The sequence below is a fragment of the Acinetobacter bereziniae genome (assembly GCF_016576965.1).
Classification (GTDB): Bacteria; Pseudomonadota; Gammaproteobacteria; order Pseudomonadales; family Moraxellaceae; genus Acinetobacter; species Acinetobacter bereziniae.
The window spans coordinates 1,844,152-1,870,400 of the sequence record NZ_CP066119.1 but is presented as its reverse complement, the minus strand read 5'-3'; the positions used below and the strand labels follow the sequence as shown (position 1 = coordinate 1,870,400).

Genomic DNA, 26,249 nt, shown 5'->3' with positions numbered 1-26,249 from the left:
TTTGATTAATAACGTTTCAATAAAGGAAGCAAGAAGAATGATCCAATCACGGCAACTGCTGCCAAAAAGGTAATTCCTAAATTAAAACTATGGGTTTGCATTACAATGTAGCCAATCAAAACAGGTGCGATTGCACTGGCAAAATTACCTAGACCATTGAAAATCCCACCTGCTGTTGCGCCCACATCCGCTGTAGTCACTCGAGCGAGTAATGCAAATACTGCAGCGACACCAAAGCCCCACGCCATGGCGCTTAAAGACATCGCTGCGATGACTAAAATTGGATTGGTCATAATGACCATGACATACATAAAGATTCCCGCGACCAATAAGCCACTAAAGACTTGGATAGCACGACGCCCTAGCTTGTCGGAAAGAAATGCACCAATCACTTCGCCCAGTAACATGGCAATAAATGGAAAGCTGGAATAAACCCCAAACTCTTTAAGATTAAAGCCCTTGTCTTGAATCAAATAAGACGGTACCCAACTGTTTAAGCCCCACAAATAAGTCATCAATGCAATATTGAAAATACACACCAACCAAAATGAACTGTTCTGCAACAACGACTTGGTGTTTTGAATATGTCCTTTAAAGTTGATACGTTTACTGGTTGACTCCAACTCAATGGTTTTCTTCAGTTGTAAATTACGCAATCCAAATACAATGGCCAGTAATGCAATTACAGTTAATCCTGCCATGACAAAGAATGTTGTATGCCAATCATGATGTGCAAGCACAGCCGCAGTAATTGGGAAACCTAAGAATGCTCCAATGGGCGTACCCAACAGAAACATCGTCGATGCACGCGCTTGCTGATGATCTGTATAAGTTTGTTTTACGATCGTATAAGCAAGTGCAAACAATGGACCTTCTGCCAAACCCAACAAAACACGTAAGATCAACATGCCTGTATAGTTGGTGGTAAAGCCCATACAGAACATCAGCAAACCCCAAGATGCTACACTCCAAAACAACATTTTCTTTGGATTAAAAATATCACCCAAAAAGCTTAAAAATACTGATGAAAAACCATAGGCCAGCAAAAAACTGGTCATGAGCCATCCCAGTTTTGCTTTGTTTTCAGCAATGCCCATCGCACCTTGAAAGTGAGGGTCAGCAAATAGTACAGCGATACTAATTTTGTCGAAGAATGCCAAAACGACACATACCATGAGGACAAAAGCAGGAACCCAATGCTTTAATCCACTTTTTTCTTCATTACTCATATTTCATTCCTTCGATTGAGTCATGAACCGTACTTAATGCCTATGGTTTTAATTTCATGACATTAAATTCAGGGTCTACCAATAATTGTGGGTCTAATACTGTACTGGACTGCATCCAGCGCTTTGCCAGTTTGACCAATTTTGCATCGTTGACTGCGATCATGTTCAATAATCGATTGTGCTCATCCAGATACAAATAACTGCACTGCTCTGCTGAGTTTTGACGACAGACAATCTGCTTGGTTTTTTCTGTTTGGTAAGTCCCTAAAATCTGGATATTGTAGTGATACTGGTCTGACCATAACCAAGGAATATCTAGATATTCGGTATCCATACCGAGCATTGACTTTGCAGCGGCAATAGCTTGATTTTGGGCATTTGCCCAAGACTGTATGCAATAGCCCAAGCTTGGATGTATCGCGACATCACCTGCGGCGTAAATATCTTGGTCAGACGTTTGTCCAAAACCATTGACCACGATGCCATCTTTAACTTCTAAGCCCGCACTTACACCCAGCTCTTTTGCAATCTCTGCACCAGCACCCACGACAACACAGTCAAACAGTACGCTACGATGCGGATGATTTAACACTTCAACTTTATTTTGCCCGGCATCAACCAAATGTAGATTTTTACTGTCTAAGTGAATCTGAGTACCTTGCTGTTGGTGTAGGTTTTTCAGAAATTGTGATACTTCTGGACTCACACTACGTGCGCAAAGGCGATCACCATATTCAAAGATATGTACTTCTTTACCTTGTTGACGAGCAGTTGCTGCGATCTCTAAGCCAATCCAGCCTCCGCCAATCACGGCTAATTTTTGTGTCTGATCTAAAATGGCTGACAATCGTTCACAATCTTGGACATTGCGTAAAGTCACCACATTGGGAATAAATTGCCATGAATTGACAGGAACGTGAGCTCGACTTCCTGTAGCAATCAATAATTTGTCATAGGGTAAAATTTCACCACTATCTAAAACCACATTTTTCTGCTGGCGATCCACATGTGTCGCAATCGCAGGTTTATGCCATTGAATATTAAAGTCCTGAACCTGTTCAGGAGAAAATAGATGCAGGCTTTCATAGCTGGCTTGTCTTGATAACACCTGTTTTGACAGGGGTGGACGTTCGTAAAATACACGGTCTTCATTTGAAACCACATGGATCTCACCTGAATATCCATTTTGACGCAGTGTACTGACAGCCCAACCTGCGGCTTGCCCTGCACCCACAATCACCACTCTTTCCATAGCTTGTGCTCTCAACTCAGGCATGTTTTACACAGATTTAACTTGTCTACGGGTCTGATCATCCAAACCACCTTCAATGGCCCATTCGGTGAACAGTTCTAGGCGATGCTCTTCCACGCGTGGCTGCCATTCTTCCGTCAAATAATCATCATTGGTGTAATATTCAAATGCACCACCCAAAGGCGAGTTGACGTACCAAAAATAAGCCGAAGAAATTGGATGACGACCCGGACCAATAAAAGTTGACCATTCAGAACGGTTCATGTTTAAGCCACCACCAATCACTTCATGAATATCACGTACGACAAATGCGACATGATTAAGCCCAGCAGGTTTATTCGGTACTGATAGCAAGAACAAATCATGGTGATAACCTTGGCCGCGACAACGTAAAAAGGCTCCACGATTGCGATAGGCATCTGATAAGAAAAAACCGATCTTTTCGATATAGAACGACTCTGTTTTTTCTAAGTCAGGGGTAAAAAACACCACGTGACCAATCGCAACAGGTTGTCCTTTTTGATATACAGGACTTGCTGCATTTACTCGATTGATACTGCCGTATTGGTTAATTCCTTCTGTTTTTAATGCCGGTAAGTCATGAGTAAAACTTTGCTGAAAGCGAATGGTCATGCCATTTGGATCAAGACATTGCAGCATATCAGCAGACTCTTGATAGCCTTCTACATCTTTTAGACGCAACGATAAATCAGTTAAATCCTGTGAGTTCTCAACCCCCCAAGTCACTTCTCGCAAGGTTGAACCAGTTTCAATCGCATGTGGCAAACGTAAATCATCACAGTCAAATAAATAAATCTTGCTCGCATTTTGGGTTTGATAAAGATCGGTTCCATCGATATCCGACTCGATTTTTTGGAGACCAAAGTCTGCCAAAAATTTATTCGAAGCAACTCTGTCTTCTACACCAAATTTTAAAATTTCAATCCCTGTAATCATCGGATACCTCTTCAATTAAAGACAAAGCCACCATTGACTGGAATATTTTGCCCAGTCACGAATGAGGACAAATCAGACAGTAAATATAGTGCTGTTCCATTTAAATCTTGTGGTAACTGCTGTCGTTGTATTGCTCGACCATTGACATATAAATCGTGGCGTTGTTGTGGGACATATGCTGTGGCCTCAACCAAGGTTAGACCTGGAGACAAGGTATTGACACAGATATTGAACTGCCCAAGTTCCCTTGCCATAGAACGAGTCATTGCAATTAATGCACCTTTGCTCGCCACATAAGCCATCAAATTTGGCGCACCCCATAAAGCAGTGTCTGACGCAACATGAATCACTTTGCCAGTGGCTGACTGTTTGAGATATGGCACACAAGCCTTAGTCACCAACCAAGTGCCTTTAACGTTGATGTTCATGACTCGATCCCAAAGCTCCATGTCATAATCCATCATGTCCTTCCCACCAACATTAGTTGCAAGTGCAGCACAATTAACCAAACCATCGAGTCCAGATAATCGGGCAACAGCTTGTTCAACAGCCTGTTGAATTGAAGTGCTATCTGCCAAGTCAATCGTGACAGCATCCACATCAAGCCCTTTGGCTTTTAATGCCTTCGCCTCTTCAGCAAGCAGGTCTGTCAAAATATCTGCCATAACCACTTGGGCACCTGCTTCAGCAATAGCTTGGGCAAAGTCTCGCCCCAAACCTCTGGCTGCGCCTGTGACAAGGACTTTTTTACCTTGCAGCAATGCCATGTTAACCATGCGCTTCTTCCTGCAACTCAATACGATTTGCACTTTTTAAATTGGCAATTTTCTTTAATTGCTTTTCCGCTTCTTTTTTCATTAAACGACGCAGACGAGATAGCCCAACATCATGCTGATAAAGAAATTCCTGCTGACGTGCGTGTGGCGCAAGGTTTTCTAAAATAATGCGATCTTGCTCAAGCACATCCCAATGCAATTTTTCTAAATGGTTGCGGTATAAGAAACGCCAAACATTACGCTGCCAACCACTCACTTTACGACAACGCCAAAAAAATACACGAGTGTTGTTGGCATCGATTGGTGTAGCATAGCCAACAATCCAAAACTCTCCGCCGGGTCCAAAGTCTTTACGATAAGGTATCGACAAGCGCAACCAGCTTGCTCCAGTATTGGCATATTCAACCCAATCAAAGTTCACCCCGACTTGACCTTCTTTTTCAAAAACAAAGCCATGTTCTGTTGAACGGTGTTTCATTTCCGCAGTGCGGTCGCCTTCAGCCATTGAATGCGAAGTGCAATGTAAATAACTGCCATGCATAGGGTCCATCACGTTATCGATGGCATATTGATGATTGACTTTCCAATCTGCCTGACACAGAAATGAACTCCATGCCTCATTGGCCAATTGTTCTGGAAATTCAAGTGGCTTTGCTGATTCTTTGGCATCAATACCAAACCACATAAAAATCGCACCATGCTGTTCAATCACTGGATAGCTTTTGACGCAACTGGTGCCTTTCATTGGACATTCATGCACTGCGGGTACATCTTCAACAACACCATCATGGCGGACTTCGACACCGTGATACCAACAAGCCACACGATTGCCCAAATTCCAGCCCAAAGAGAGGCGAGCGCCACGATGTGGACAGCGATCCTCTAAGGCATGTACTTGGCCCTGATCATCACGCCACACCACAATGTTTTCGCCCAAGCGTGTAATTCCAACAGGATTAGCTGCAACTTCCCAACTGGCTAAAACAGGATGCCATTGATCACGTAGACCTAAATCTAAATACTCTTCCACACTTGGTGTTACGGATACTGCTGCATTCATCTCTTTTCTTCCTTGAATCAATAACCTAAACGTTGCATTTCGTCTGAGAATGTTTCAGACGTCCATACTTCACCAGATTCACTGCGAAAACCTTGCTGATTTAAAGATTGAACAAGCTCATCTAGCTCAGTGATCCCTGATGAAAAAGCTTGAATTAAGTATTGAACAAAATCCTGTTCATAGACCGTGGGCGCTTTATAACGGGTTTGCCACACCAATAATTCAGGTTGCCCCGGGATTTGAATATTGTTTATTCCTGCTTCAGTTGCTGGCGTGGCATGAATCCAGTTCGCGAGCTTCTCATTAAATGTATTCATGAGATTCCATCCTTCTTAATGAAACTTATAGTTGAATTTGGACATCCTGCCCTTCAATCCGCACGGGATAAGTACATAAATCACGACATCCCGGACCACTTTTTAACTCACCAGTGGGTATATCAAAAATCGCCTCATGCAATGGACATTCCACAGTCTGATCTTCAATAAAACCTTCTGTTAATAAAGCGAAGGCATGTGGACAAACATTTTCGATTGCAAAATATTGATCATCGATGAAAAACACACCTTTTTTTTTACCGTCGACATCAATGGCTTTAGGCTCATCTTCGGTAATGTCATCTTGCTGACAAACTGAGATCCAACTCATTTTTGCATCCTTAAATTGTTTTATATATAAAACTTAATTTAGCATTTAAAACATAATGAATAGCATAAGCTTTGATCATTTTAATTGTCAATTTTTATATTTTGTTAATTATCAATGCATTAATAAAAAATCACATTTTTGTAAGTTTTTTAATGAAAAAAATGTTTTATATATAAACATTGAGATAAAAAAATTGCTGATTAAAATAGAACAGTTCCTTTTAGAGGAATTTCATGATGAACACAGGTTAACTTAACAATGAATTCAACAACGACAGATGTTCTTTTAGAGCAAAATGCGGAATCCAATACCGATGAGCGCTATTTAGTACCCGGTTTGGTCCGTGGCTTAGCCATATTAAAATTATTTGATCAGCACCATCAGGAAATGACCATTTCTGAAATTGCAGAGAAATTAGATGTCAATCGTTCAAGTGCTTTTCGTTTAATTCACACGCTTGAGTTTTGTGGTTATTTAAGAAAAATGTCGCAAAAAACGTATGCCTTAAATAGCAATGTGATGGAGTTGGGTTTTAATAGCCTCTCAAAATCCTCACTCACCGATATTGCTGCACCTATTATGCGAGAGTTGCGCGATAAAATTAAAATAGCAGTACATCTATCAATTTTAGAAGGTACTGATATTGTATTTACCAGCAATGTTCAATCGATCGGTTCATTTACCAGTAATGTGCATATTGGAACCCGTTGGCATGCGCATGCCACGGTCATTGGACAATTATTACTTTCTCGTTTGCCTGAGTCTGAAGTGATCAAACGTTATGAACATTTTAACGATTGGAAAGTCTATTCTGATCGAACGCCTCAAAATTTGGCAGCACTATTAGAGCGTTTAAAATACGTTCGCAGTCAAAGCTTTATGATTAGTTGGGGGCACTTTAATACCGATATGGCCGCCAGCGCTGCACCGATTTATAATCAAGCCACACAAGAAATCGCTGCCGTGCTTTCAGTCAGTTGCCCACTCAGCACCTATTCAGAAGATGTGTTTAAAAATGAAATCTCTCAAGATGTCGTGGACTATGCAGATAAAATTTCAAAGTTCATTTATATGCAATAGCAGTTATCTTTACTCAACCACATCCATTTTATGTCGTGGAGTGCAATTCATTGTGTGGATTAAATGAGCTGAAAGTGTGAACGAACATTATTGTTAGATGCGATTTGGGCATTCTATTGGATAAGAATAGGAATGCCCTAATGGTAAAATGACAATTGTTATGCTTACTTAGAATCTTATTATTGAATGGTTTTGGCATTCAGACAGAATTCGTATGACCTATCACCAATAGCGACATACCAAGCACGATTTAAATTCAATCCCTTTTACAAACATTCTTAGTTGGCTGATTGGAAAAAACTTTTTTTGCAAAACTAAAGGCATCTTCTTGAGATGCAGGAATGACTGAACGATGTGTTTCTCCTGAATACTCGTGATATTCAACTGTTGCGCCACGAGAGCAAAAACTCGAAATCATCGCTTTAGTTGTCGGTGGCGTGACTGTGGTTTCATCCTGTGTGCCCTGAATAATGGTTACAGGGACTTTCATGGTCAATCGTGATGGATCTTGAGCTGTTTTCAAAAAATCAGTAACTTTGTCATAATCAGCACCCGCGTTTAAATATTGCCCAGCTTGCAACTGTTTTAATTTAAACAAAGGTGCAAGACATTGTGTCTTTGCTGCTTCAACTTGTGGTTTCATGGGTGCTTTCAGCAACTTATCCAAATCTATACTTGGATCTACAATATTTGCACCAAGCACTGTGACTGATAAAAATGGTTGGGCATGAACTACGCCACCATTCACAGCATTGTCCATGAATTTTAGAATCCCTGGTCCTACAGGTGCAATTGCGATCGCACCTTTCAAGGGATATTTCCCACCCGCTTGTTGAGTGAGCCCGGCAACCCACAAAGCCGCACCACCGCCTTCACTGTGTCCTACGACAATCCATTCATTGCTGAGTTGATTAGAATACCGATGTGCAGCGGTCACTATATCCGTCATAGCAGCAGCATTGCTTTTTCCATCCAATAATGGACGATGCCCTACAGAACCACCCCAACCTTCATAATCTGTTTGCAAGACGACATAACCACGTTTTAACCATTCATTGAGATATGCATCACGTGTTGCATTTACGGCTTGAGAAGGCATACATTGCGCAGCAAATCCTGTTGTGCCACTGCCCCAACTCACCACGGGATAGCCTCCTTGAGGAACAGGTGTTTTCGGCAATGTCATGAGACCATTCACTGTTGTCGCTTTGCCATTAAATGAGCTTGTTGTATATGAAATCTGCACACGTTTTGCAGCGTCTGGTAATGTAGAAATATCTATATCTTGCTGAACAGATATTAATTTTCCTGTAGTCGCATTTTGACTGCTGTCCGTATTCACACAAGCACCAAGTAGCAATGATGATGTCAATAGACCTCCGATCACCATCATCTTGCTTTTCAATGTTTGATAATTCAGAAAAATCATTATTTTCTCTACACGTTTATATTTCCTTTTCATCTCATATTTCCCTAGTATGCTGGCTGAGGTTTATCGTGCTTTATCTAAAATTAGTTTTGTATGTAAAACTAATTTTTATATACGAACAATTTAATTTATATCAGTCTAAAGCAATACATTCAAACCGTTTTATTCAGACATCATTTGAGATAATTTTTTATTTATGTGATTTTTACTAAGATTGATCGATTGCTATATCTTCAAATCAACTGCCCACACCTGCATGAAAAATGTCAAAAACCTCTAAATTTATCGTTTAAATAAGACTGAATAAAATCCTGATCTGGTTTCAAATTTTGATGAAAATGAAAAAAATAGCTTGAGATTGATTAAAAAAATAAAGCGAGACTTATAGCGATAGATCACCTGCTACCACATTTAAATTGAGTCATGTGCATTTCATTATATTTTTCGAGCATTTTAGCGTCATATTGTAAACTCAATTTTTCAGACTTATTCGTCTGTTTCATCATGTCAATGAGCTGTCATAAAGATGACACTCTGTTGTCACAAGCGCTGTTTATGGTGTGGGCATCTTTAATTATGGATGAACCAGATGTTAAAAAACTCAAAGCAATGGCGCGCATATTTTTATATTTTTCCCATTCTACTGCTGCTTACTGCTTGTAACGATTCCAATGATGATCACTCTACGGCTCAACCTGATGGTTCCAAAAAACCAGTTATGCGTTGTGCACCATAAGTCATAAATACAAAAATTGAATTAGGAGAAATATTGTGATTGATCGTCGTCAGTTTTTAGCAAACACCCTTAAAACAGGTTTTGGGGCAGCAACTTTATCAGCCTTTCCAGCCAGTATTCAAAAAGCACTCGCTATTCCCGCCAACAATAAAACCGGAACTATTCAAGACGTTGAACATGTCGTCATCCTGATGCAGGAAAACCGTTCATTTGACCATTATTTTGGGACACTTAAAGGCGTTCGGGGCTTTGCAGACCGTATCACTATACCTGTGCAAAATGGGCGTAGCGTTTGGCAGCAACAACGAAGTAATGGTGCACTACTTACCCCGTTCCACTTGGATGGTTCAAGTAATAATGCTCAACGTGCACCGGGAACAAACCACACTTGGGTGGATAGTCAAAAGGCATGGGACAATGGGCGTATGTCCAACTGGCCAACCTACAAAACTGATTATGCGATGGGTTATTTTAAAGAACAAGAAATTCCATATCAGTTTGCCTTGGCAAATGCCTTTACCATTTGCGATGCTTATCATTGCTCCATGCATACGGGTACAGATGCCAATCGCTCATTTCATTTAACTGGAACCAACGGCGCAGTACCGACCAGCACTGCCTTCGTCAATAACGAATGGGACTGGATTGATGGTGATCCAAAAAATGTGGATATTGGTTATACGTGGAAAACGTATGCTGAACGCTTAGAAGAGGCTGGGGTCAATTGGATTTGTTATCAAAACATGCCAGATGAATGGGGAGATAATATGTTAGGTGCATTCCGTACCTTTAAAAAAGCCAATATTGATTCTGGTTATCCTGTTTCGAGTGGTGGTGCACCCAATAGCCCATACAATGCCGCAGCACAGAAACTACCATATAAAGCCTATGATGCCAGTACAGACAATGCGAAAAATCCACTGTATAAAGGGATCGCTAACACATTACCTGGCAATAAACCTGAAGAGTTTTTAGATGCATTTAAAAATGACATTAAAACAGGAAAATTACCCCAAGTTTCATGGATCAATGCACCCTCCATATATTGTGAACACCCTGGACCATCAAGCCCGGTACAAGGCTCATGGTTTATTCAAGAAATTTTAGATGCGTTAACAGCTGTTCCTGAGGTTTGGAGTAAGACCGTCTTTCTGATTAATTTTGATGAAAATGATGGTTATTTTGACCATGTACCATCGCCATCTGCACCAGCATTACTTGCAGATAATACCTATGCAGGTAAATCTACACTTAGCCAAACCGATATGCAGTATGAATATTATGTCCATGATGCACCTCTCGGTAGTAGCGGTCAGCCTAAAAAAGACAATGGCGTTTATGGACCTGGACCTCGAGTACCTTTGTTTGTGATTTCTCCGTGGAGCCGTGGCGGCATTGTTAACTCACAAGTCTTCGACCATACTTCGGTATTGATGTTTTTAGAAAAACGTTTTGGGGTCAAAGAAACCAATATTAGCCCATACCGTCGTGCGATCTGTGGGGATTTGACCACAGCATTTAACTTTAAAACACCCAATGAAGATGTATTGCCCGAATTAAATGGTAAACAAACTCGTGAACAAGCAGATCAATTACGATCAGCACAACAAAAATTACCCAATGTGCCAATCCCCACCAATTTACAACTTCCAATTCAAGCCAGTGGTATTCGTCGTTCAAAAGCTTTGCCTTATGAATTACATACCAGTGCACGTTGTCAAAGTGATGGAACAGTAAAACTTTTGTTTGCTAACACAGGAACTCAAGGTGCAGTTTTTCATGTGTATGACAAATTAAATCTAAGCCGTATTCCACGTCGCTATATCATCGAAGCAGGTAAAACTTTGGATGATGTGTGGAATGTCAAAAAGGACAATCAAGGTCTCTATGATCTTTGGGTCATGGGGCCAAATGGTTTTCACCGTCATTTCAAAGGTGATTTGAATCGAAATCAAGATTTGCAGATCAATCCTGAAATCCGTGTTTGTTATGATATTGCTAATGGCAATGTTTATGTCGACCTGAACAATACGGGTGCTAAAGATACTGAGTTTGTGATTACCCCAGTGGTTTATCGAACTGATTCGCCATTAAAAATCACGGTAAAAGCAGGTCAAACTTCAACTCAACACTGGGAATTAAAAGATGCTTGGCAATGGTATGATTTTGCTGTGACCTGTAGTCAAGATGCCAAGTTTTATCGCCGTTTTGCAGGGCGAGTGGAAACTGGTGAAGATTCTGTGAGTGATCCTGCAATGGTCTAAATACTCAGGGCTGATCCCCATTTGATTCATCAAAAAGCCGTTTAATTTTAATCAAATAAACGGCTTTTTTATTATTAAATAAGTTATTGCTCTTGGCTCAAGTTTTTCATATCGCTTGATTATTTTTGAGTCAAGATATTCTCTGTCTATTCAGACCATATTCCAATTCAACGCTTGGATAAATCAACGACAAGTTTGTCATTTGATTTAGCCCTCAAGTCACGATAATGTATTGATTATTAATTTGTAGCTAAACCATTCTTATCTTATTTTTAACCAATGTTGTTGATCAATTAAAAACAATCATTAAGAAAGTATTAACAAGCGAATTTATTTGTAGAATGCAGTCATCTACCGAGGAAATCTCATGTTTGTCGTATTAGTTGAAGATGATCCCTACATTGCCCAAAGCATATTGGCTGCACTAGATTATTTAAACATTTCAGTTGAACATGCACGAACAGCTCGTGAAGCTGATTATTTTATCCGTCAAAGTTCAGTAGACCTGTGTTTATTGGATTTGGGGCTTCCAGATCAAGATGGCTTGGAATTACTTGCATCATGGCGAAAAGATCAAATTCATATCCCTGTTCTAGTCTTAACCGCACGCAATCGAACTCAACAATGCATTGAGACATTAAATGCTGGTGCCGATGATTACCTCACTAAGCCTTTTGATTTAAATGAGCTTATTGCGCGAATATTGGCATTGTCACGCCGCTATGCTGGCTATTCTTCCAATATATTACAGATGGGTGAGCTCAAAATTAACTGTGAGACACAAGAAGTTTTTTATCAAAATCAATTATTAAGCTTGTCTCGACGTGAATACAGTTTACTTGAAATCTTTATGCTCTATCCAAATCAAATTTTAAAAAATGAACAACTGATTGATAAAATTTATGGCTTTCAAGACTCTATAGAAAGTAACGCAATCTCAGTTCATATCCATCATCTAAGACAGAAAATTCATAGCAATATTATTCAAACGGTTCGAGGGGTCGGCTATATCTTAAAAAATCCGGAGCAAAGCAAGTGAAAGGATACAGTCTCAAATGGAGGCTCGTGGTCAGTATTACTGTTATCTTTGTATTACTGTGGTCATTTGTTTTCTGTTGGCTTTATTTTGATTTAGCCAAACGCTTACAAAACACCTTAGATGAACGTTTATCAGCCTCAGCACATATGGTGATCCGTTTAGTTCAACAGCTCCCTCTACAAGACATTCATTCAGCACTCCAACATGAAACTCAGGATATTAATCATCCAAATCTGATTGCCTGTGAGGTCTCGGTTTTTAGCTCAAATATTGCCGTTGAACAAAAAATCGTGGCTCGAACTCGTGGTGCGCCAGAAAATCTACAGACACAAAAAACTGGTTTTAGTACATGGCGTTATCAGAATACAGAATGGCGCAGTTATGTCATTCAAAAAGGCAATATTCAGGTGGTAACTGCTGAAAAACTGCAACTACGCCACTCATTGCTCAAACAAATTTTACAATCCGTTTTGATCCCACTGATCGCTACACTCTTTTTATGTATTCTGTTGATTTTATGGATTATGCGAGTGGAATTTCGTCCGCTACAAAATATTTCCAATACCTTGATTAAGAAAAAACAGAATTTATCGGAATCCGCTCTCTATTTGATTGAATTGAAGTCACAAAATACTCCCAAAGAAATCCAGCCATTTGTGGACAATTTATTTGATCTAATTCAACAACTTCATAAAAGTCTTGAAAATGAAAAGAGTTTTACCGCATTCGCTGCACATGAGTTGCGTAGTCCATTGACCGCAATCAAAACACACGTTCAACTGAGTAAACTCATGTTAGCTCAGTCTCAAATGACAGATCACGCGGCATTTAAAAACCTTGAACAAGCAGAACATAGTATTAATCGCTATGAACAACTATTAAAACAACTGTTATTGCTCAGTCAGATGGAGGCTATGACTTTACAACCATTTCAGCCTGTCTCTACAGATATTGGTCAAAGTTTAAAGCAAGTTATGCTTGAACTTGAGTCGAACTACCCTGAAATCAGAAGCAATTTAAACCTGACTATAGCGGTTGAGCAAACTATTCAAATTCCTGAAACTGAGTTGAATATCATCTTAAAAAATTTGATTGAAAATGCATATATTCATTCAAATTCTCAGCAAACAATTGAAATTCAATTAATAAAAGGTAAATTGATGATCGTTGATCATGGTATCGGACTCGCTGACAATGAACTAACTTTATTAACACAAAGATTTTGGCGTAAATCGTCGCAAAATAATGGGCATGGATTGGGCTTATCTTTAGTTAAATTGATCCTTGAACGGTACGGTTACTCCATTCAATTTAGTCACAACCAACCACAAGGTTTAAAAGTCACCATCTATCTCGATAAAAGGCTCTAAAATAAACTCTTGGCATTTTTAAAAGCGTCATTTAATTCGATACATTAAAGTCCGTGAAGATGTTTTCATTTGCGGAATAATTGACATTAAAGTAGTTAAAATAATGCCCATTCGACGCCAACCTTTAAACTGATTAAATAAATAAGTCTGCTCATATTTGAGTTTAGGATGCCAAGCTTCAATCGCTTTGTCGTCATCTAGACCAAACTTAAAAGTTGCTTTGGTTTTACTCACAGTGTCATGTAATGATGATTTGGTGCTCATCCATTGATTCAGCATATCAAAATGTACTTCTGCCCCTGAAAAACGCTCTGCCAAACCGATAAGAACTTGTTTATTTTGTGCTTCATTAAAATACATTAACACCCCTTCTATGACGAACATAAAGTCCCCTTGAGGGTGATCTTGTTTCAATTGATCCATCCATGTTGTCGTGAGCATGGAACTGGCAATTAAATGTTCATTTTCTTGTGGTGATAACAGTTTCTTTCGTTGTTCTATCACTTCATCGAGATCGAGTTGATAAAATTGTGCTTGCTGAGCACTTTCACCAATACGTTGAAGACGCGTGTCTAATCCGCACCCAACAAAAACAACTATTGGGTTTTGATGACATTGAATAAATTGCTTCACTTTCTGATCAAAATGATTAGAGCGAATTGCAACCCCAACTGAACTTGCGGTTTTATTTTTGTATTTTGAAAAATCATAATCAATTTTTTCGACCAATTCACAAGCCGTTTGATCGTTGATCAGAGGATCTTGTTTTCGTGTTTCTACGGACTTTGCATACAATGTAATCAATAAAGTATCAGCAATTTCATCCTGTAAATTCAAGGCAATCTTATTCATTGTACTTTCCTTTTAAAAATAAATATCTTTTTTGAACTGATTGATGCTCACGTTCAAAAGGGAAAATTTCATAAAAACCAGTCTTATCCCCGACACACTGTTTTAGTTCATTGATCAACATTATGAAAAGCTAGACATCATGCTAAGCCTAATGCAACATAAATGCAAATAAATATCATTATCATTTGATCGTTTTTTTAAATGAGGAATCTACACATTTTCTTGACGTATTTCTTTTATTAACTGATGTTACGCAGTAACTCTAAAATTAAATTTTGGAGCTAGAAGAATATGGATACGCGAAAACGTCATCCGCAATTGCTTGAGGCAGGACTCCTTCTAATAAGTAAAGTTTCTGCGAAACTTTGAATATTTTGACGATAGTGAACGAGTTTTGCGGTGAGCAGCGATGTCGCTGCGCAAGATGGTTGCCCTTGCGGAGCTTTGCTCCTCATGCCAAAACAAAAGTACCTCGAGCCGAAGGCTATTCCATAAATTTAAACTTTGGATGTAAGTCTCCGTCGTGTAAATTTAGCTTTTTCTTTTTCACCTACTTAATTTCAATCAAGTGCGTAACATCAGTTATTAAATTTAGAAAAATTAATGGGCTTATTCATTTAAAGGAAGAAAAAATGCTGATCTTTTCATGGCAAAAATTGAATATGGATAATAATTTTATCCATATTCAATCAATGATAGTTTTTGATTGTTACGAAGTCCAATAAAAAAATATTGAGTTTTCCATCCAATCAAAATTTGAATGTATATGTTCCTAAAATACGGTTTTCTACAAAATCTGCGCCTGGAGTATTTCCTGCTCCATATTTAATATCAGCACGAATATGCCGCCACTCAGCACCTAGACCTTTAAATTTTCCTTGTGGAACGATGTAACTAACAATCAGATTTTTTTCAGTTTCTTTATTGTCCTTTAATCCTGCCCGATAAATACCACTTCCATTTAAATAACGTAATGTCAGTTTCAAACCTGGAATTCCGTTGTCTTTAAAATCATAACTATATAAAGCATGCCAAGTGAATTCTTTGGCTTTATAGAAAGCAACCGATGACCACGTTTGTAAATAGCCTTGTGGAACAAAGCCATTTAACAAAGGAATATTATCTTCTCCTGAATTTTTCTGTATACCTAAAGACAATGTATTTGCACCATTTTGCATGGTACTTTGCAAACTCGTGGATTGAGCATCAATCTTTCCAAAATAAGCATCACCATCCTCTTTGTAATTGAAATAGCGAGTTTCTACTTTAAATTTTGTTGCGCCTATTTGATTTGAATATGCTGCACTGACATAGTGTTGTTGATAAATATCTTCAAGTTGTCCAAACCAATAAGCACCATTCCAATGCGGTGTCAGCTTATAGTCCAAACCAATGAAATTTAATCCATCACTGCGTTTACGAGGATCTGTCGATGCACCTAAAGTAAATTTCCTAAACTCATCATCATCACGTGCATTGACATGTGTAAATCTACCAGCAGATAACTTTAAATTTTCAATGTCTTTACTTTCCAACATTACACCGGCAAAAGTTGTGATCAGTTGGCGAGAGTCATCCATGAATAATACGGGCGTTTTTGGAAAAAGTTCACCAATTTTGAGTTCGGTATCCTGATATTTTAATTTTAAAGTCGCACCCAGTTTTAAATAATCTCGTGCCTGACGCCCTTCAGATTGATCATATTTAAAAATGGTATCTGATCGTTCGTCATAACGATCACTCAGACGCAATGCATACTGCACACCTAAATCTAATCCAAACTGTACGGGTGTATTTGTATAGCCAGACTCAAAACGTCCCATCACAGCTTGTGACCAACTCCCAATATCTTTATTTGTACCTTCGATGTCCCGTTCCATATAGAAATTACGTAAATAAATACTTTTTTCACTATTTTCTAAAAAGTCTGCATGAGCAGCATGAACATTTAAGTATGCTAAAGCGGTATAAAGTGCGATTTTTTGCACTTTATAAAATACATTTAATCTCAACATAGGAAATCCTTTCCTGAAAGCTTAAGTTTTTGTTTATTGCAACGATGGGACCTTTACCCCGTTGTTATCTCAATCCAGTTCACTTTAAGAAATTAAATAAAAATCAGTGCTATATAATCTTTAAGTGTTTTGGCTTAAGCTTAAGTATTGGAATTATTAATGTAATTTTCCATATCATTAAAAGTATATTGTCATACCTTTTGCTAAATCCCCGTCTCATCATCCATTTTGACAGACACAACATACATCACTCAGCGATTAAAGCTAAAATACTACAAAGCTCCAATACGCTGTATTTGCCCTAGTACCCTTCGAATTGCAATGGAATTCCTTCTTCTTCAAATACCTGTTTAACGCACTCTAACACTTTGGATAAATAAGGACTTTGATCCATATTTCTTACCGCTAAAGAAATCGGACTATATGCTTCCATATCCAATATTGGGACATAAACTAGATTTTTCATTCCAATATCACTGGCACTTTCAGGAATAATACACACCCCTTCACCCGATGAAACCAAACCTAATGCCATATGGATTTCACGAACTTCTATCATGTTTTTTGGCACCAAACCTAATTCAGTGAAAATAGATTGAATCAACGTAGAAAAATTAGGTTTTTGTGTTGCCGGGTAAGAAAATATCGATTCATCAATAATTTGAGATAAATAAATCCCTTTATGAACATATTCAGTCAAATAATGATTTTTATGAATTGCTAACTTTAATTTTTCTTTGCGCAGTAAAATTCGTTTGATTGCAGGATCACTGATTCTCAAACGTCCAAAACCCAAATCAATTTTTCCAAGCTTTAAAGCTTCAATTTGATCTTTGGTTCCGTATTCGAGCAACTCAACCTGAATATCAGGATTATTTTGACGAAATAAGTAAATAATTTGCGGCAACAAAGCATACAGTAAAGAACTGACATAGCCGATCCGTATAATCATATTGATTGAACTGATACGCTTTGCCATAGATGTTGCTTGTGCAGTATGTGTAAGAATTTGCACAGCATGTTGATAAAAAAATTGTCCTGCATCTGTTGTTCTTACAGGTCGAGAACCCCGTTCAAATAACAAAATACCCAGTTCTTCTTCTAACTTCTGAATTTGTCTACTTAAGGGTGGCTGAGCTATACATAACTTTTCGGCAGCTTTGGTAATGCTCTGCTCTTCAACGACCGTGACAAAATAACGAAGATGTCTTAATTCCATTTAATTGCCCTACTTTGTTGAATTTCCATAAGATACAAACCCAACAGTCACAAATATAAAATATATTGAGTAATCAGCTTGGTGTTTAAGCATGATCCTATCATCCTTCATGGAACATTAATAAAGTCACAACATCTCAACTTTAATCACACCAAAACTTTGAACAATCCCACTCAAAACTCGCTTAACTTATAGAACTCTCCATCTTTAATATTTAAAAACAACTGCTTTAAAATACAGATCTATAAATTTGATCTTTTTCTAGTCTCCAATGAATAAAAAATATTTGAGAGTCTGATTTATAAACATTTGATTAAAGTAAAATAACCAATTCAAGATCATATAAAATAAATATATAAATCATATTCTTAATAAATATTCATCATTTTAAAATAGACTTTTAACAATGCATTTTGGAAAAAGTATAAAGATATACCTTACAAATACTAGAAAATTACATATAAAAATAACAATAATTTTATCAACAATGCAAGCCCGTACGTCTTTAAGCTCACTATTTTTAGACCGATGCCACTGAAAGTATTGTTTTCTCATAATAATGAAAAGGATATTTCAATTGAAACTAAGCATATATAACCCTCAGCCACTCCGTTTAGTCCATTTGCTCAAAGCAAGTGCTTTAAGTTGTTTCTTTCTAACAGGCTGTAGTTCCTCTTCACATCTAGAGTCAAATCAACCACAAAAGCAAGTCAGCATTAAACGAGATAATTATGGAACACCTCATATCTATGCAGATGATACATATGGGCTTTTTTATGGTTATGGTTATGCGGTAGCAACAGATCGTTTATTTCAGATGGAAATGTCTAAACGCACGGGCTTAGGCACTGTTGCGGAAGTACTTGGGTCAGAATACCTTCAATATGATATCGCAACACATAGCCGCTTTAACCCAGATGAAATTAAACGGCAAATTGCGCAACTTTCCCCTGAAGATCGTGCCATTTTTGATGGCTATGCCGCGGGTTTCAATAAACGCATCAAAGAAGTATTGGCAAATCCTGAACTGATGCCAAAAGAGTTTATTGATTATGATTTTCAACCATCGCTATGGGCATCAGAAGATATTGCAATGGTTTGGGTCGGTTTAATTCTGAATCGATTCTTTTCTGCCAGTTCAGAGGTCTCAAATTTAGATTTACTGACACAACTTCAGAAAGAAAAAGGTCAAGCTACAGGTTTAAAACTCTATCAGCAATTGCGTTGGCTAGATGACCCAAGCGCCCCAACGATCATTGAAAGTGATCAAAAAGCACAAATCTCAGTGCATCAAAAAGCGCAAGTAAAAAATATTTCACCGATCTCAGATCAAGCCGCTAAGCAATATCTCGCTCAAGCCCGAGTCGCAATGGGTAAGAGTGTGGTCGATGGTGTTCCTACTGCAAGTAATGCATGGGTTGTCAAAGCAGATAAAACGGTTGAAGGTCAAACGGTTTTATATAATGGTCCACAGCAAGGCTGGTACACTCCTGCAATTACTTACTCCATCGGATTACATGGTGCTGGTTATAATCTGACAGGGATTACACCAGTTGGATTACCTGCAATTTTATTTGGTACCAATGGTAAAATTGCTTGGGGTTCGACAGTCGGCTCTCTTGATACTAACGATATTTATCAACTCAAATTAAATCCGAATAATTCAAAGCAATATCTCTATCAAGGACAATATATTCCTTTAGAACATCGTCAAATCAGTATTAAAGTACGTAATCAAGCAGACCATGTTTTAGATGTTTATAAAAGCAAACAGGGCTTTGTCAGTACATGGGATGAAAAAAACCATACCGCATATGCTCAAAAACGGAGTTGGGAAGGTCTAGAAATTGAAACCTTATTAGGTTGGGCAAATGCAGCTAAAGCAAATAACTGGAATGAGTTTCTTGATCAAGCCAAGCGTGTTGCAGCATCTATTACTTGGTTTTATGCCGATACACAAAATAATATCGGTGTTGCTGCATTGGGACGTTCACCGATCCGCCCTGAAAATCAACATATTCAGTTGCCAGCTCAGGGTGATGGGTCAATGGAATGGCAAGGTTTTTATGATTTTTCGCATAATCCCAAAGCTTATAACCCAGAAAAAGGCTATATCAGTAGTTGGAACAATAAGGCTTATGCTGGCTTACGTTCAGACTCATCCAACTTTTCCTATGTCGATCGAGTCAATGAACTAATAGAGCCTTTGACGAGCAAACAAAAATTAAGCCAGCAGGATATTTGGGACATCAATAAACTGGGGGCTTGGTCAGACCTGAATGCACGCTATTTTATTCCTGATATGGTCAAAGCGGCTCAAAGTCGTCAATCTTCGCCTTTAGCCAAAAAAGTCGCACCATTATTAGCAAGTTGGGATTTTAAATTACGCCCAGACAGTGAAGGAAAATTTTATCAGGGTGCAGCTCCAGCGATTATGCGAACATGGCTCAATCACATGATAGAACTTGTGCTTAAACCTCATTTATCTGAAAATATTTATACACGTTACACAGATACACTTTATCCAGTCAACAATGATCCGAGAAGTACTCAGCCAGCCAGCGCATCGAAACTCATCTGGAATGCTTTACAAGCTAAACAAGCCACGGTTCCTCAAACCGTTGATTTCTTGAATGGTCAATTGCCTGAAGATGTGGTTTTGATCGCACTTGAAAAAACATTGCTCGAATTAACTAGCCAATATAACTCGAAAGAACCGAGTGACTGGAAAATACCTGTCGCGACTATGGGTTTTTCAAACAAAAATTCTGTCGGTATTCCTTGGGCTGATCAGGCAAATCAACAACAACTCAACACTTATGGCAATACTGGAAGTGCGACTTTCCGTGTGGTATTAGATCCTAGCCAAGTGACAATGTGTTCTATTCTTGCCCCAGGTCAAAGTGGCTTTATTCATCGAAATGGTCAACTTGATCCACACTTTGCCGATCAGCTTTCATTGTTTGAAAATTACACTTGTAAAAATGATGCGGTCAGTCAAAAGCAAATTGATCAAAATACACAGCAAAGCATCACGTTAAATTATTAATTTTGAATCAAGTATGCCAAGTATATTTGGCATACTTTTATTTTGAAAATCTCATCTTTCTCATCTTGTATTCGGATATAAACAAATATTTATCAAACATTTAAAAATGCTATACGACAAAAAGCCAATAACTGAACCTAATCAGTTACTGGCTTTTTTAATCTTATGCAATTCCTGCAATATCCTTTAAGATTTTTATAAATACTTCCTTTTCTTGTTCAGGGTATTTTTCAAAAACCTCATTTTGATGACTGTCTGCAATATCAAATAAATAATGTGCTGTTTTCTTGCCCTTTTCGGTCAATTTGAAAAAACCATCACTTTCAACCATTAAGCCATCTTTTTTAAGAATTGTTGCCGCCTGTTCAACCTCACGCATCGGCATGGCAATATCTCGAGGTAAATCCGCTTTATTGGAAGCTGTTCCACTTCCCAATACCAATAATAAGCGAGCTTCACTGGTACGAAATCCTGTCACGAGCTGTTTAGGAATATAATCGGTTTGATAGAATTTAAACGCCCGACTCATCAGATAACACACATTACTGTATAAATGCCCTTGATGAAGTTGCCCTAAATCCTCTGGTTCAGCTTGAACGGTATCTTTCAACTGAAGCAATGGGTGTGGAATTACCCCAGAATAAGCCCCTTGATGGTACACCAAAGGACTACGTCCTTGATCATGAAACTTCACCACTTTTCCGATAATGATCCAATGATCTCCACCTTCAATAATTTCATGTCGCTCACATTCAAACACAGCCGAACAATGATCTAAAACTGGCGCTTTGCCGGCACCTGTCTGATAGCTTGTTCCCTCATATTTGTCGATATTACGGCGTGAAAATTTGTTGGATAACTCAATTTGAGAACCCGATAAAATATTCACAGCAAAATGAGTGGCTTGTTCAAATACAGAAAAACTAGATGAGTTCTTATCAATACTCCATAAAATCAAAGGCGGGTCCAAAGACACAGAGTTAAAGCTATTTGCAGTCACACCGACTTTTTCGCCTTGATCATTTTGTGCGGTGACGATGGTGACGCCAGTTGCAAAATTTCCTAATGCACGTCTAAACTGCATCAGATCTATTGCGATTTCATCCATTGATTGTCGTGAATTCATTATTCTCTCCTGAATTTTTATCCTATTCGATGTCCTATCTTTGTCATCTCGATATCGTGGTTAGTTCAACTGATTAAATATCAAGGACCAACCGTGCTGACTTAGATCGAGAACAACACACCAATATTTGTTCATTGCTAGACTTTTCTTCATCTGTAAAGTACACATCACGATGGTCTGGTTCGCCTTCAATCACATCGCACATACAGGTACCACACACCCCTTGTTCGCATGACATCTCGATATCTATGCCTTCACGTGCCAAAGCTTGCAAAATGGTTTCTTCAGCATTGACCATAATGATCTTGCCACTACGTTCAGCCACGACTTCAAATGCATCTCCGCCAGTTTCTACCTCAACCTGAAAATACTCTTTATGAATTTGCTGTTCGGGAAAATTTTGACTAAGGGCTAAGTTAATTACCCAATCCATAAAGCCATTGGGACCACACGTATAAATATGACTATCTTTTTCGATGTCTTGAATGGCGGATTGGAAAAACTCACGATGGTTGGCACCTTCCGATTTAAAATGAAAGGTGCTAAACGGTGCCAGCACACCATTTTTAATTTCATCAACAAAAGCACACTGCTCTGGGCTTGCTCCACAATAATGCAGCTCAAAGGAAGCGCCTTCTTCTGCAAGTTGATAAGCCATCGTAATCAAGGGCGTGATTCCAATACCCCCTCCTACTAATACTGCATGTTTGGCTTTAACCAATGGAAATAGATTTTTAGGTTCACTGACCTGAATCTGCATGCCATCTTTTAAATCATCAAATGCAGATACTGACCCACCGCGTGATTCAGGATCACGCAAAATTCCTAATCGAAAGGTACCAATCGCATTTGGATTTTGGCAAAGTGAATACTGACGTACCATGCCATTCGGCAAATGCACATCAATATGTGCACCTGCTTCAATTTTTGGTAATGCCGTTGAATTTGCAGACTCAAATTCCATGACTGCAACATTTCCACCTTCAACGTGACGGTTTCTGACAACCACATTATAGAGTATCGTCATGATTTATCTCCTTATTATGTGCTGAGCGCTAGGCTTAGCGCATAAATAATCCACCGTTAATATCCCACGTTGCACCAGTCACAAATGCAGCACTTGGGCTTGCCAGTAATGCACAGGTCTCAGCGATAAACGTCATACTGCCTAATGCCTTAACAGGGATATTTTCAATAAATTGCGTCATTTTTTCATCGGATACCACGCTATGTACAATCGGTGACTCCATCGGTCCGGGAGCAATCGCATTCACAGTTACTCCCTTGGCTGCAAATTCTTTAGCAAAAATTTTAGTTAGGGTGACGATTGCACCTTTGGTCGCTGCATAGTGTGCGCCTGTAGCAGTTCCACCATTTTGACCAGCCAAAGAAGCCATATTCACGATACGGCCATAACCCTGATCAGCCATATATTTGCCAATAATCTGACAAGCTTGGAAAGTGCCACGTTGGTTCACCTGTGTCACCCAGTCAAAATCCGCAGCAGTAATCTCTAAAACAGGCGTTGCCTTGGTCACAGTTGCATTGTTAATCAATACATCCAGTTTTGAGAATTTCTCTTGAATCCATTGCACTGCTGCATGAAAGTCAGCCTCTACTGAAATATCGAGTTTTAAGGCAAACATATTTTCAGCATATTGACTGCGTGCTTTGGCATTCTCTGCCTTTTCTAAGCTACTTGCTGAAACAATGACTTGATGTCCTTGAGCCGCAAAATATTCGGCAATGACATTACCCAATCCAGAAGCAGCACCTGTCACTAAAACCACCTGTTTCATTTTTCTGCTCCTAGAGAATATAACTGATACCTGCCAAGGTATCGGTCGAGTTGACTAAGTTAATAATTTTTCTATTGATTTTAAATCCATGCTCTGAGTCACGAACCAAATGAAATGTCACATCGGCGGTATAATGTTTTAGACTTTCCTTACGAAACTCACGTAAGTTTTGTGCGCAACGTAAAATAATTTCACCATCTTGATCTTTTACAATGCGAACACGTGAGACACTACGTACAGTATTGGCTTTTGGTGCTGTTGAAATTGCCTCACCATTTTGTAAGCGTTGCACACGTAACTTACGCATATGATGATCGTCATAGGCATAGTTCAAATTATTTTCATAATCTGTCAGTTTGGGATCAATCGGAATAATATAGACGCCCTTCTCATTCCATAAATCTAACCAGTTATCATGCTCAGAGTGGTCCAACATATCTGCCTCAGCCCAAATAAAAGCTGTAATTTCATTGAGCAAATCTAAATCAATTTTCATGGCATTCTCCTTAAGCCGTCATCAACTTTTTCCACTGCTGATAAGCAGCACGCATGCCTGTTTCAGCACTGACATCACTCTTTAAACCATCTTCAGTTTTCACTTCACCCGGTAGACCGCGATTTAACATGATCCATAAATCATTGCCTGCGTTTGCACCATGTTGTACACGTTCCCATGCCTCAGAATCGTCTGGAGTTCCAAAACCAAATGGTCCTTGGAAATGTTCATGTAGACGCAAACGATATTGATTGGCGATTTGTGGTCCACCATCCATGGTAATGACGGAGTGGTGAATTTCGGTTTCTTTGGCTGAAATAGGTTGCATAACTCGGAAGAAAGCCATTGAACAGGCGATGTTAGGAAACAAATTCAAGTTAAAACCAGATCCGCCAACAGCACGTACGATGCGACGGACTTCCAATTCTTCATGACCTTCATCACGTAAAGCCTGAGCCAAGTCCTCAAAGCGCTCTTGGATTGGTCGCTCCATTAACTCTTCATCTAGATCGACCAGTTCAGGAATCATCACCATGACACTGTGACCATTGCCTAAGTCTTCGACAAAACCGGGTTGATTTTCAAAATTGAACAGTTCTTCTGTTTTCTCATCAACTGAGCTTAAGAAAGACTTATGTACCAATGGGAAATGATAGGCATCCGTGGTATTTTCTAACTGAATTTTCCAGTTACCTGGGAAACGAAAACGATGCTCACCCAATACTTTGATTGGATACCCTGCACCTTGCTTCATAAACAGATCAATCCATTTTTTAGCAGCTCCCAAGAAATCTTCCAAGGGTTCAATATCCTGTTTAAAGGTGGCAAAAATCATTCCATTGTATTCTTCAACCCGTAAGCTCACCAACGGAAATTCAGACTTGTCGAGACAGTCTCCATAACTTTCAGGTGAAGGTACACCGCGTAATGAGCCATCAAGCGCATAACTCCAACCATGATAAGGACAGACAAAACTATTGGTCTTGCCCTTTTTATGTTCGCATACTGTTGCTGCACGATGACGGCAACGGTTTAACAAAACATGAACTTTCTTCTTACGATCTCGAACCACAACAACAGGTTGTTGACCTATATTGATCGTTTTATAACTTCCACCTTCTGGAATTTCACTGGCATGTGCCACCCAGACCCAAGTGCTGTAATAAATTTTTTCCATCTCTTGTTCGAAGATATGTTCATCTTTATATAAAGAGGTATGTACACGATCACTTTGAACCAAATCACTGTAATCAACTTCAATGTTCTGCATTGGAATAATACTGTTCATATCAATTATCCTTTTCAATCTATCCATAGGTTATTGCTGAGACGGTACTGGCAATTTCGCTGTACTGTTCCAGTGGGATACGGGGCGACTAAAAATATTTTCAGTCTGGAAATGCTTAATTTTCCAACGCCCATCGGCTTGCTGTTTAAACTTCACTGTAAGTTTTGCGGCATTTAAATGGCTTTGATCATCAGCAAAGGTTGAGGTTTGCAACATCAACCAACTTGCATTTGCCTGTTCATCATTTATTTCAATTTGTTCTGAACTGACGAAGTGCGCATTCATCACAAAATGTGATTCTTTCTGGGTATAGCTTTTAAACATGTTAAAAATGGCGTGCCAAGAATCATAACGTCCAAAAGATTGGGCATATTTTTCCCCAATCCCTTCCCATATACTGTCTGGATCAAATAAATCCATGAGTTCATCTAGATCAGTATCGGCATTTAAGCCATCACAAATTTCCATATAGCGGTTGATACAATTACGAATCGCATTTTGTGCTTCAAGTTGTTGTAACCGCTGTAAAAGATGTTGTAAAACGGCTTGATCATTCATCTTTGCT

Annotated in this window: 23 protein-coding genes; 6 read left to right on the top strand and 17 right to left on the bottom strand. The window is 38.8% G+C overall.

Annotation, left to right across the window (positions count from 1 at the left end; genetic code table 11):
- Window positions 1-5 precede the first annotated feature (5 nt).
- The 7 genes from I9192_RS08685 to I9192_RS08655 are packed head-to-tail and all read right to left on the bottom strand — an operon-like array spanning window position 6 to window position 5,922.
- Window positions 6-1,229 carry an MFS transporter gene (locus I9192_RS08685; protein WP_005029753.1) on the bottom strand — a complete coding sequence of 408 codons (1,224 nt, stop codon included), beginning with the start codon at window positions 1,227-1,229 and terminating at the stop codon, window positions 6-8.
- Window positions 1,230-1,269: 40 nt separating this feature from the next.
- Window positions 1,270-2,481 (bottom strand): NAD(P)/FAD-dependent oxidoreductase, encoded by a 1,212-nt coding sequence (locus tag I9192_RS08680; RefSeq protein ID WP_005029755.1) that lies wholly within the window; start codon window positions 2,479-2,481, stop codon window positions 1,270-1,272.
- Between the two features lie 27 nt (window positions 2,482-2,508).
- Window positions 2,509-3,438, bottom strand: coding sequence for a VOC family protein (locus I9192_RS08675; RefSeq protein ID WP_005029757.1), 930 nt, complete (start codon window positions 3,436-3,438; stop codon window positions 2,509-2,511).
- An 11-nt stretch (window positions 3,439-3,449) separates the two neighbouring features.
- On the bottom strand, window positions 3,450-4,214 hold the full coding sequence (locus I9192_RS08670) for an SDR family oxidoreductase (protein ID WP_005029760.1): 765 nt from the start codon (window positions 4,212-4,214) through the stop codon (window positions 3,450-3,452).
- A complete protein-coding gene (locus tag I9192_RS08665; protein WP_005029762.1) occupies window positions 4,207-5,274 on the bottom strand; it encodes an aromatic ring-hydroxylating oxygenase subunit alpha in 1,068 nt (355 codons plus the stop codon). Before I9192_RS08665 ends, I9192_RS08670 begins: the two co-directional genes overlap by 8 nt.
- Before the next feature lie 17 nt (window positions 5,275-5,291).
- Entirely contained in the window at window positions 5,292-5,591 is a 300-nt protein-coding gene (locus I9192_RS08660) for a recombinase-like helix-turn-helix domain-containing protein (protein ID WP_005029764.1), read from the bottom strand.
- Window positions 5,592-5,616: 25 nt separating this feature from the next.
- Entirely contained in the window at window positions 5,617-5,922 is a 306-nt protein-coding gene (locus I9192_RS08655) for a non-heme iron oxygenase ferredoxin subunit (protein WP_200150339.1), read from the bottom strand.
- A gap of 258 nt (window positions 5,923-6,180) precedes the next feature.
- Here I9192_RS08655 and I9192_RS08650 point away from each other — a divergent pair, with 258 nt between their 5' ends.
- Window positions 6,181-7,002, top strand: coding sequence for an IclR family transcriptional regulator (locus I9192_RS08650; RefSeq protein WP_005029768.1), 822 nt, complete (start codon window positions 6,181-6,183; stop codon window positions 7,000-7,002).
- 256 nt (window positions 7,003-7,258) lie between these two features.
- On the opposite strand, the gene I9192_RS08645 is transcribed toward I9192_RS08650, so the two are convergent.
- A complete protein-coding gene (locus I9192_RS08645) occupies window positions 7,259-8,464 on the bottom strand; it encodes an alpha/beta hydrolase family protein (RefSeq protein WP_227567115.1) in 1,206 nt (401 codons plus the stop codon).
- A gap of 556 nt (window positions 8,465-9,020) precedes the next feature.
- Between I9192_RS08645 and I9192_RS08640 the strand changes: the two genes are divergently transcribed.
- The 4 genes from I9192_RS08640 to I9192_RS08625 all read left to right on the top strand — a co-directional run bounded on the left by I9192_RS08640 (window position 9,021) and on the right by I9192_RS08625 (window position 13,840).
- The gene (locus I9192_RS08640; protein WP_171248744.1) at window positions 9,021-9,167 is read left to right on the top strand and encodes a hypothetical protein; all 147 of its coding nucleotides are present in this window, start codon (window positions 9,021-9,023) and stop codon (window positions 9,165-9,167) included.
- A 35-nt stretch (window positions 9,168-9,202) separates the two neighbouring features.
- Window positions 9,203-11,431: a phosphocholine-specific phospholipase C gene (locus I9192_RS08635; RefSeq protein ID WP_005029772.1), complete on the top strand. Its 2,229-nt coding sequence runs from the start codon at window positions 9,203-9,205 to the stop codon at window positions 11,429-11,431.
- Window positions 11,432-11,798: 367 nt separating this feature from the next.
- The gene (locus I9192_RS08630; protein WP_004831272.1) at window positions 11,799-12,470 is read left to right on the top strand and encodes a response regulator; all 672 of its coding nucleotides are present in this window, start codon (window positions 11,799-11,801) and stop codon (window positions 12,468-12,470) included.
- Window positions 12,467-13,840 carry an ATP-binding protein gene (locus tag I9192_RS08625; RefSeq protein WP_005029774.1) on the top strand — a complete coding sequence of 458 codons (1,374 nt, stop codon included), beginning with the start codon at window positions 12,467-12,469 and terminating at the stop codon, window positions 13,838-13,840. Before I9192_RS08630 ends, I9192_RS08625 begins: the two co-directional genes overlap by 4 nt.
- A 27-nt stretch (window positions 13,841-13,867) precedes the next feature.
- On the opposite strand, the gene I9192_RS08620 is transcribed toward I9192_RS08625, so the two are convergent.
- The 3 genes from I9192_RS08620 to catM form a co-directional block, all read right to left on the bottom strand.
- A complete protein-coding gene (locus tag I9192_RS08620) occupies window positions 13,868-14,692 on the bottom strand; it encodes a class I SAM-dependent methyltransferase (protein WP_005029776.1) in 825 nt (274 codons plus the stop codon).
- Between the two features lie 749 nt (window positions 14,693-15,441).
- Window positions 15,442-16,707, bottom strand: a complete 1,266-nt coding sequence (locus tag I9192_RS08615; RefSeq protein WP_005029778.1) for an OprD family outer membrane porin — start codon at window positions 16,705-16,707, stop codon at window positions 15,442-15,444.
- Window positions 16,708-17,008: 301 nt separating this feature from the next.
- A complete protein-coding gene (gene catM / locus I9192_RS08610; RefSeq protein ID WP_151751523.1) occupies window positions 17,009-17,926 on the bottom strand; it encodes a cis,cis-muconate-binding transcription regulator CatM in 918 nt (305 codons plus the stop codon).
- A gap of 577 nt (window positions 17,927-18,503) precedes the next feature.
- Here catM and I9192_RS08605 point away from each other — a divergent pair.
- A complete protein-coding gene (locus I9192_RS08605; RefSeq protein ID WP_005029782.1) occupies window positions 18,504-20,975 on the top strand; it encodes a penicillin acylase family protein in 2,472 nt (823 codons plus the stop codon).
- 163 nt (window positions 20,976-21,138) lie between these two features.
- Here the strand turns inward: I9192_RS08605 and I9192_RS08600 are convergent, their stop codons facing one another.
- The 6 genes from I9192_RS08600 to I9192_RS08575 form a co-directional block, all read right to left on the bottom strand.
- Window positions 21,139-22,104 carry a p-hydroxyphenylacetate 3-hydroxylase reductase component gene (locus tag I9192_RS08600; protein WP_171067095.1) on the bottom strand — a complete coding sequence of 322 codons (966 nt, stop codon included), beginning with the start codon at window positions 22,102-22,104 and terminating at the stop codon, window positions 21,139-21,141.
- A gap of 70 nt (window positions 22,105-22,174) precedes the next feature.
- Complete coding sequence (locus I9192_RS08595; RefSeq protein ID WP_151713632.1) at window positions 22,175-23,128, bottom strand: PDR/VanB family oxidoreductase; 954 nt, start codon at window positions 23,126-23,128, stop codon at window positions 22,175-22,177.
- 34 nt (window positions 23,129-23,162) lie between these two features.
- The gene (locus tag I9192_RS08590) at window positions 23,163-23,900 is read right to left on the bottom strand and encodes an SDR family NAD(P)-dependent oxidoreductase (protein ID WP_100884959.1); all 738 of its coding nucleotides are present in this window, start codon (window positions 23,898-23,900) and stop codon (window positions 23,163-23,165) included.
- Window positions 23,901-23,910: 10 nt separating this feature from the next.
- A complete protein-coding gene (locus I9192_RS08585; protein ID WP_004831284.1) occupies window positions 23,911-24,396 on the bottom strand; it encodes an aromatic-ring-hydroxylating dioxygenase subunit beta in 486 nt (161 codons plus the stop codon).
- 10 nt (window positions 24,397-24,406) lie between these two features.
- Window positions 24,407-25,684, bottom strand: coding sequence for an aromatic ring-hydroxylating oxygenase subunit alpha (locus I9192_RS08580; RefSeq protein ID WP_005029790.1), 1,278 nt, complete (start codon window positions 25,682-25,684; stop codon window positions 24,407-24,409).
- 30 nt (window positions 25,685-25,714) lie between these two features.
- Window positions 25,715-26,242 (bottom strand): nuclear transport factor 2 family protein, encoded by a 528-nt coding sequence (locus I9192_RS08575; RefSeq protein ID WP_005029792.1) that lies wholly within the window; start codon window positions 26,240-26,242, stop codon window positions 25,715-25,717.
- Between the last annotated feature and the right edge of the window lie 7 nt (window positions 26,243-26,249).

Bases quoted from the DNA above. Each gene is read 5' to 3' on its own strand.
- I9192_RS08650 (WP_005029768.1), top strand. From the start codon at position 6,181: ATGAATTCAACAACGACAGATGTTCTTTTAGAGCAAAATGCGGAATCC.
- I9192_RS08680 (WP_005029755.1), bottom strand. From the start codon at position 2,481: ATGGAAAGAGTGGTGATTGTGGGTGCAGGGCAAGCCGCAGGTTGGGCT.
- I9192_RS08585 (WP_004831284.1), bottom strand. From the start codon at position 24,396: ATGAAAATTGATTTAGATTTGCTCAATGAAATTACAGCTTTTATTTGG.
- I9192_RS08620 (WP_005029776.1), bottom strand. From the start codon at position 14,692: ATGAATAAGATTGCCTTGAATTTACAGGATGAAATTGCTGATACTTTA.
- I9192_RS08660 (WP_005029764.1), bottom strand. From the start codon at position 5,591: ATGAATACATTTAATGAGAAGCTCGCGAACTGGATTCATGCCACGCCA.
- I9192_RS08665 (WP_005029762.1), bottom strand. From the start codon at position 5,274: ATGAATGCAGCAGTATCCGTAACACCAAGTGTGGAAGAGTATTTAGAT.
- I9192_RS08655 (WP_200150339.1), bottom strand. From the start codon at position 5,922: ATGAGTTGGATCTCAGTTTGTCAGCAAGATGACATTACCGAAGATGAG.
- I9192_RS08580 (WP_005029790.1), bottom strand. From the start codon at position 25,684: ATGAACAGTATTATTCCAATGCAGAACATTGAAGTTGATTACAGTGAT.
- I9192_RS08615 (WP_005029778.1), bottom strand. From the start codon at position 16,707: ATGTTGAGATTAAATGTATTTTATAAAGTGCAAAAAATCGCACTTTAT.
- I9192_RS08630 (WP_004831272.1), top strand. From the start codon at position 11,799: ATGTTTGTCGTATTAGTTGAAGATGATCCCTACATTGCCCAAAGCATA.
- I9192_RS08645 (WP_227567115.1), bottom strand. From the start codon at position 8,464: ATGAAAAGGAAATATAAACGTGTAGAGAAAATAATGATTTTTCTGAAT.
- I9192_RS08685 (WP_005029753.1), bottom strand. From the start codon at position 1,229: ATGAGTAATGAAGAAAAAAGTGGATTAAAGCATTGGGTTCCTGCTTTT.
- catM (WP_151751523.1), bottom strand. From the start codon at position 17,926: ATGGAATTAAGACATCTTCGTTATTTTGTCACGGTCGTTGAAGAGCAG.
- I9192_RS08575 (WP_005029792.1), bottom strand. From the start codon at position 26,242: ATGAATGATCAAGCCGTTTTACAACATCTTTTACAGCGGTTACAACAA.
- I9192_RS08675 (WP_005029757.1), bottom strand. From the start codon at position 3,438: ATGATTACAGGGATTGAAATTTTAAAATTTGGTGTAGAAGACAGAGTT.
- I9192_RS08595 (WP_151713632.1), bottom strand. From the start codon at position 23,128: ATGACGATACTCTATAATGTGGTTGTCAGAAACCGTCACGTTGAAGGT.
- I9192_RS08590 (WP_100884959.1), bottom strand. From the start codon at position 23,900: ATGAAACAGGTGGTTTTAGTGACAGGTGCTGCTTCTGGATTGGGTAAT.
- I9192_RS08670 (WP_005029760.1), bottom strand. From the start codon at position 4,214: ATGGTTAACATGGCATTGCTGCAAGGTAAAAAAGTCCTTGTCACAGGC.
- I9192_RS08640 (WP_171248744.1), top strand. From the start codon at position 9,021: ATGTTAAAAAACTCAAAGCAATGGCGCGCATATTTTTATATTTTTCCC.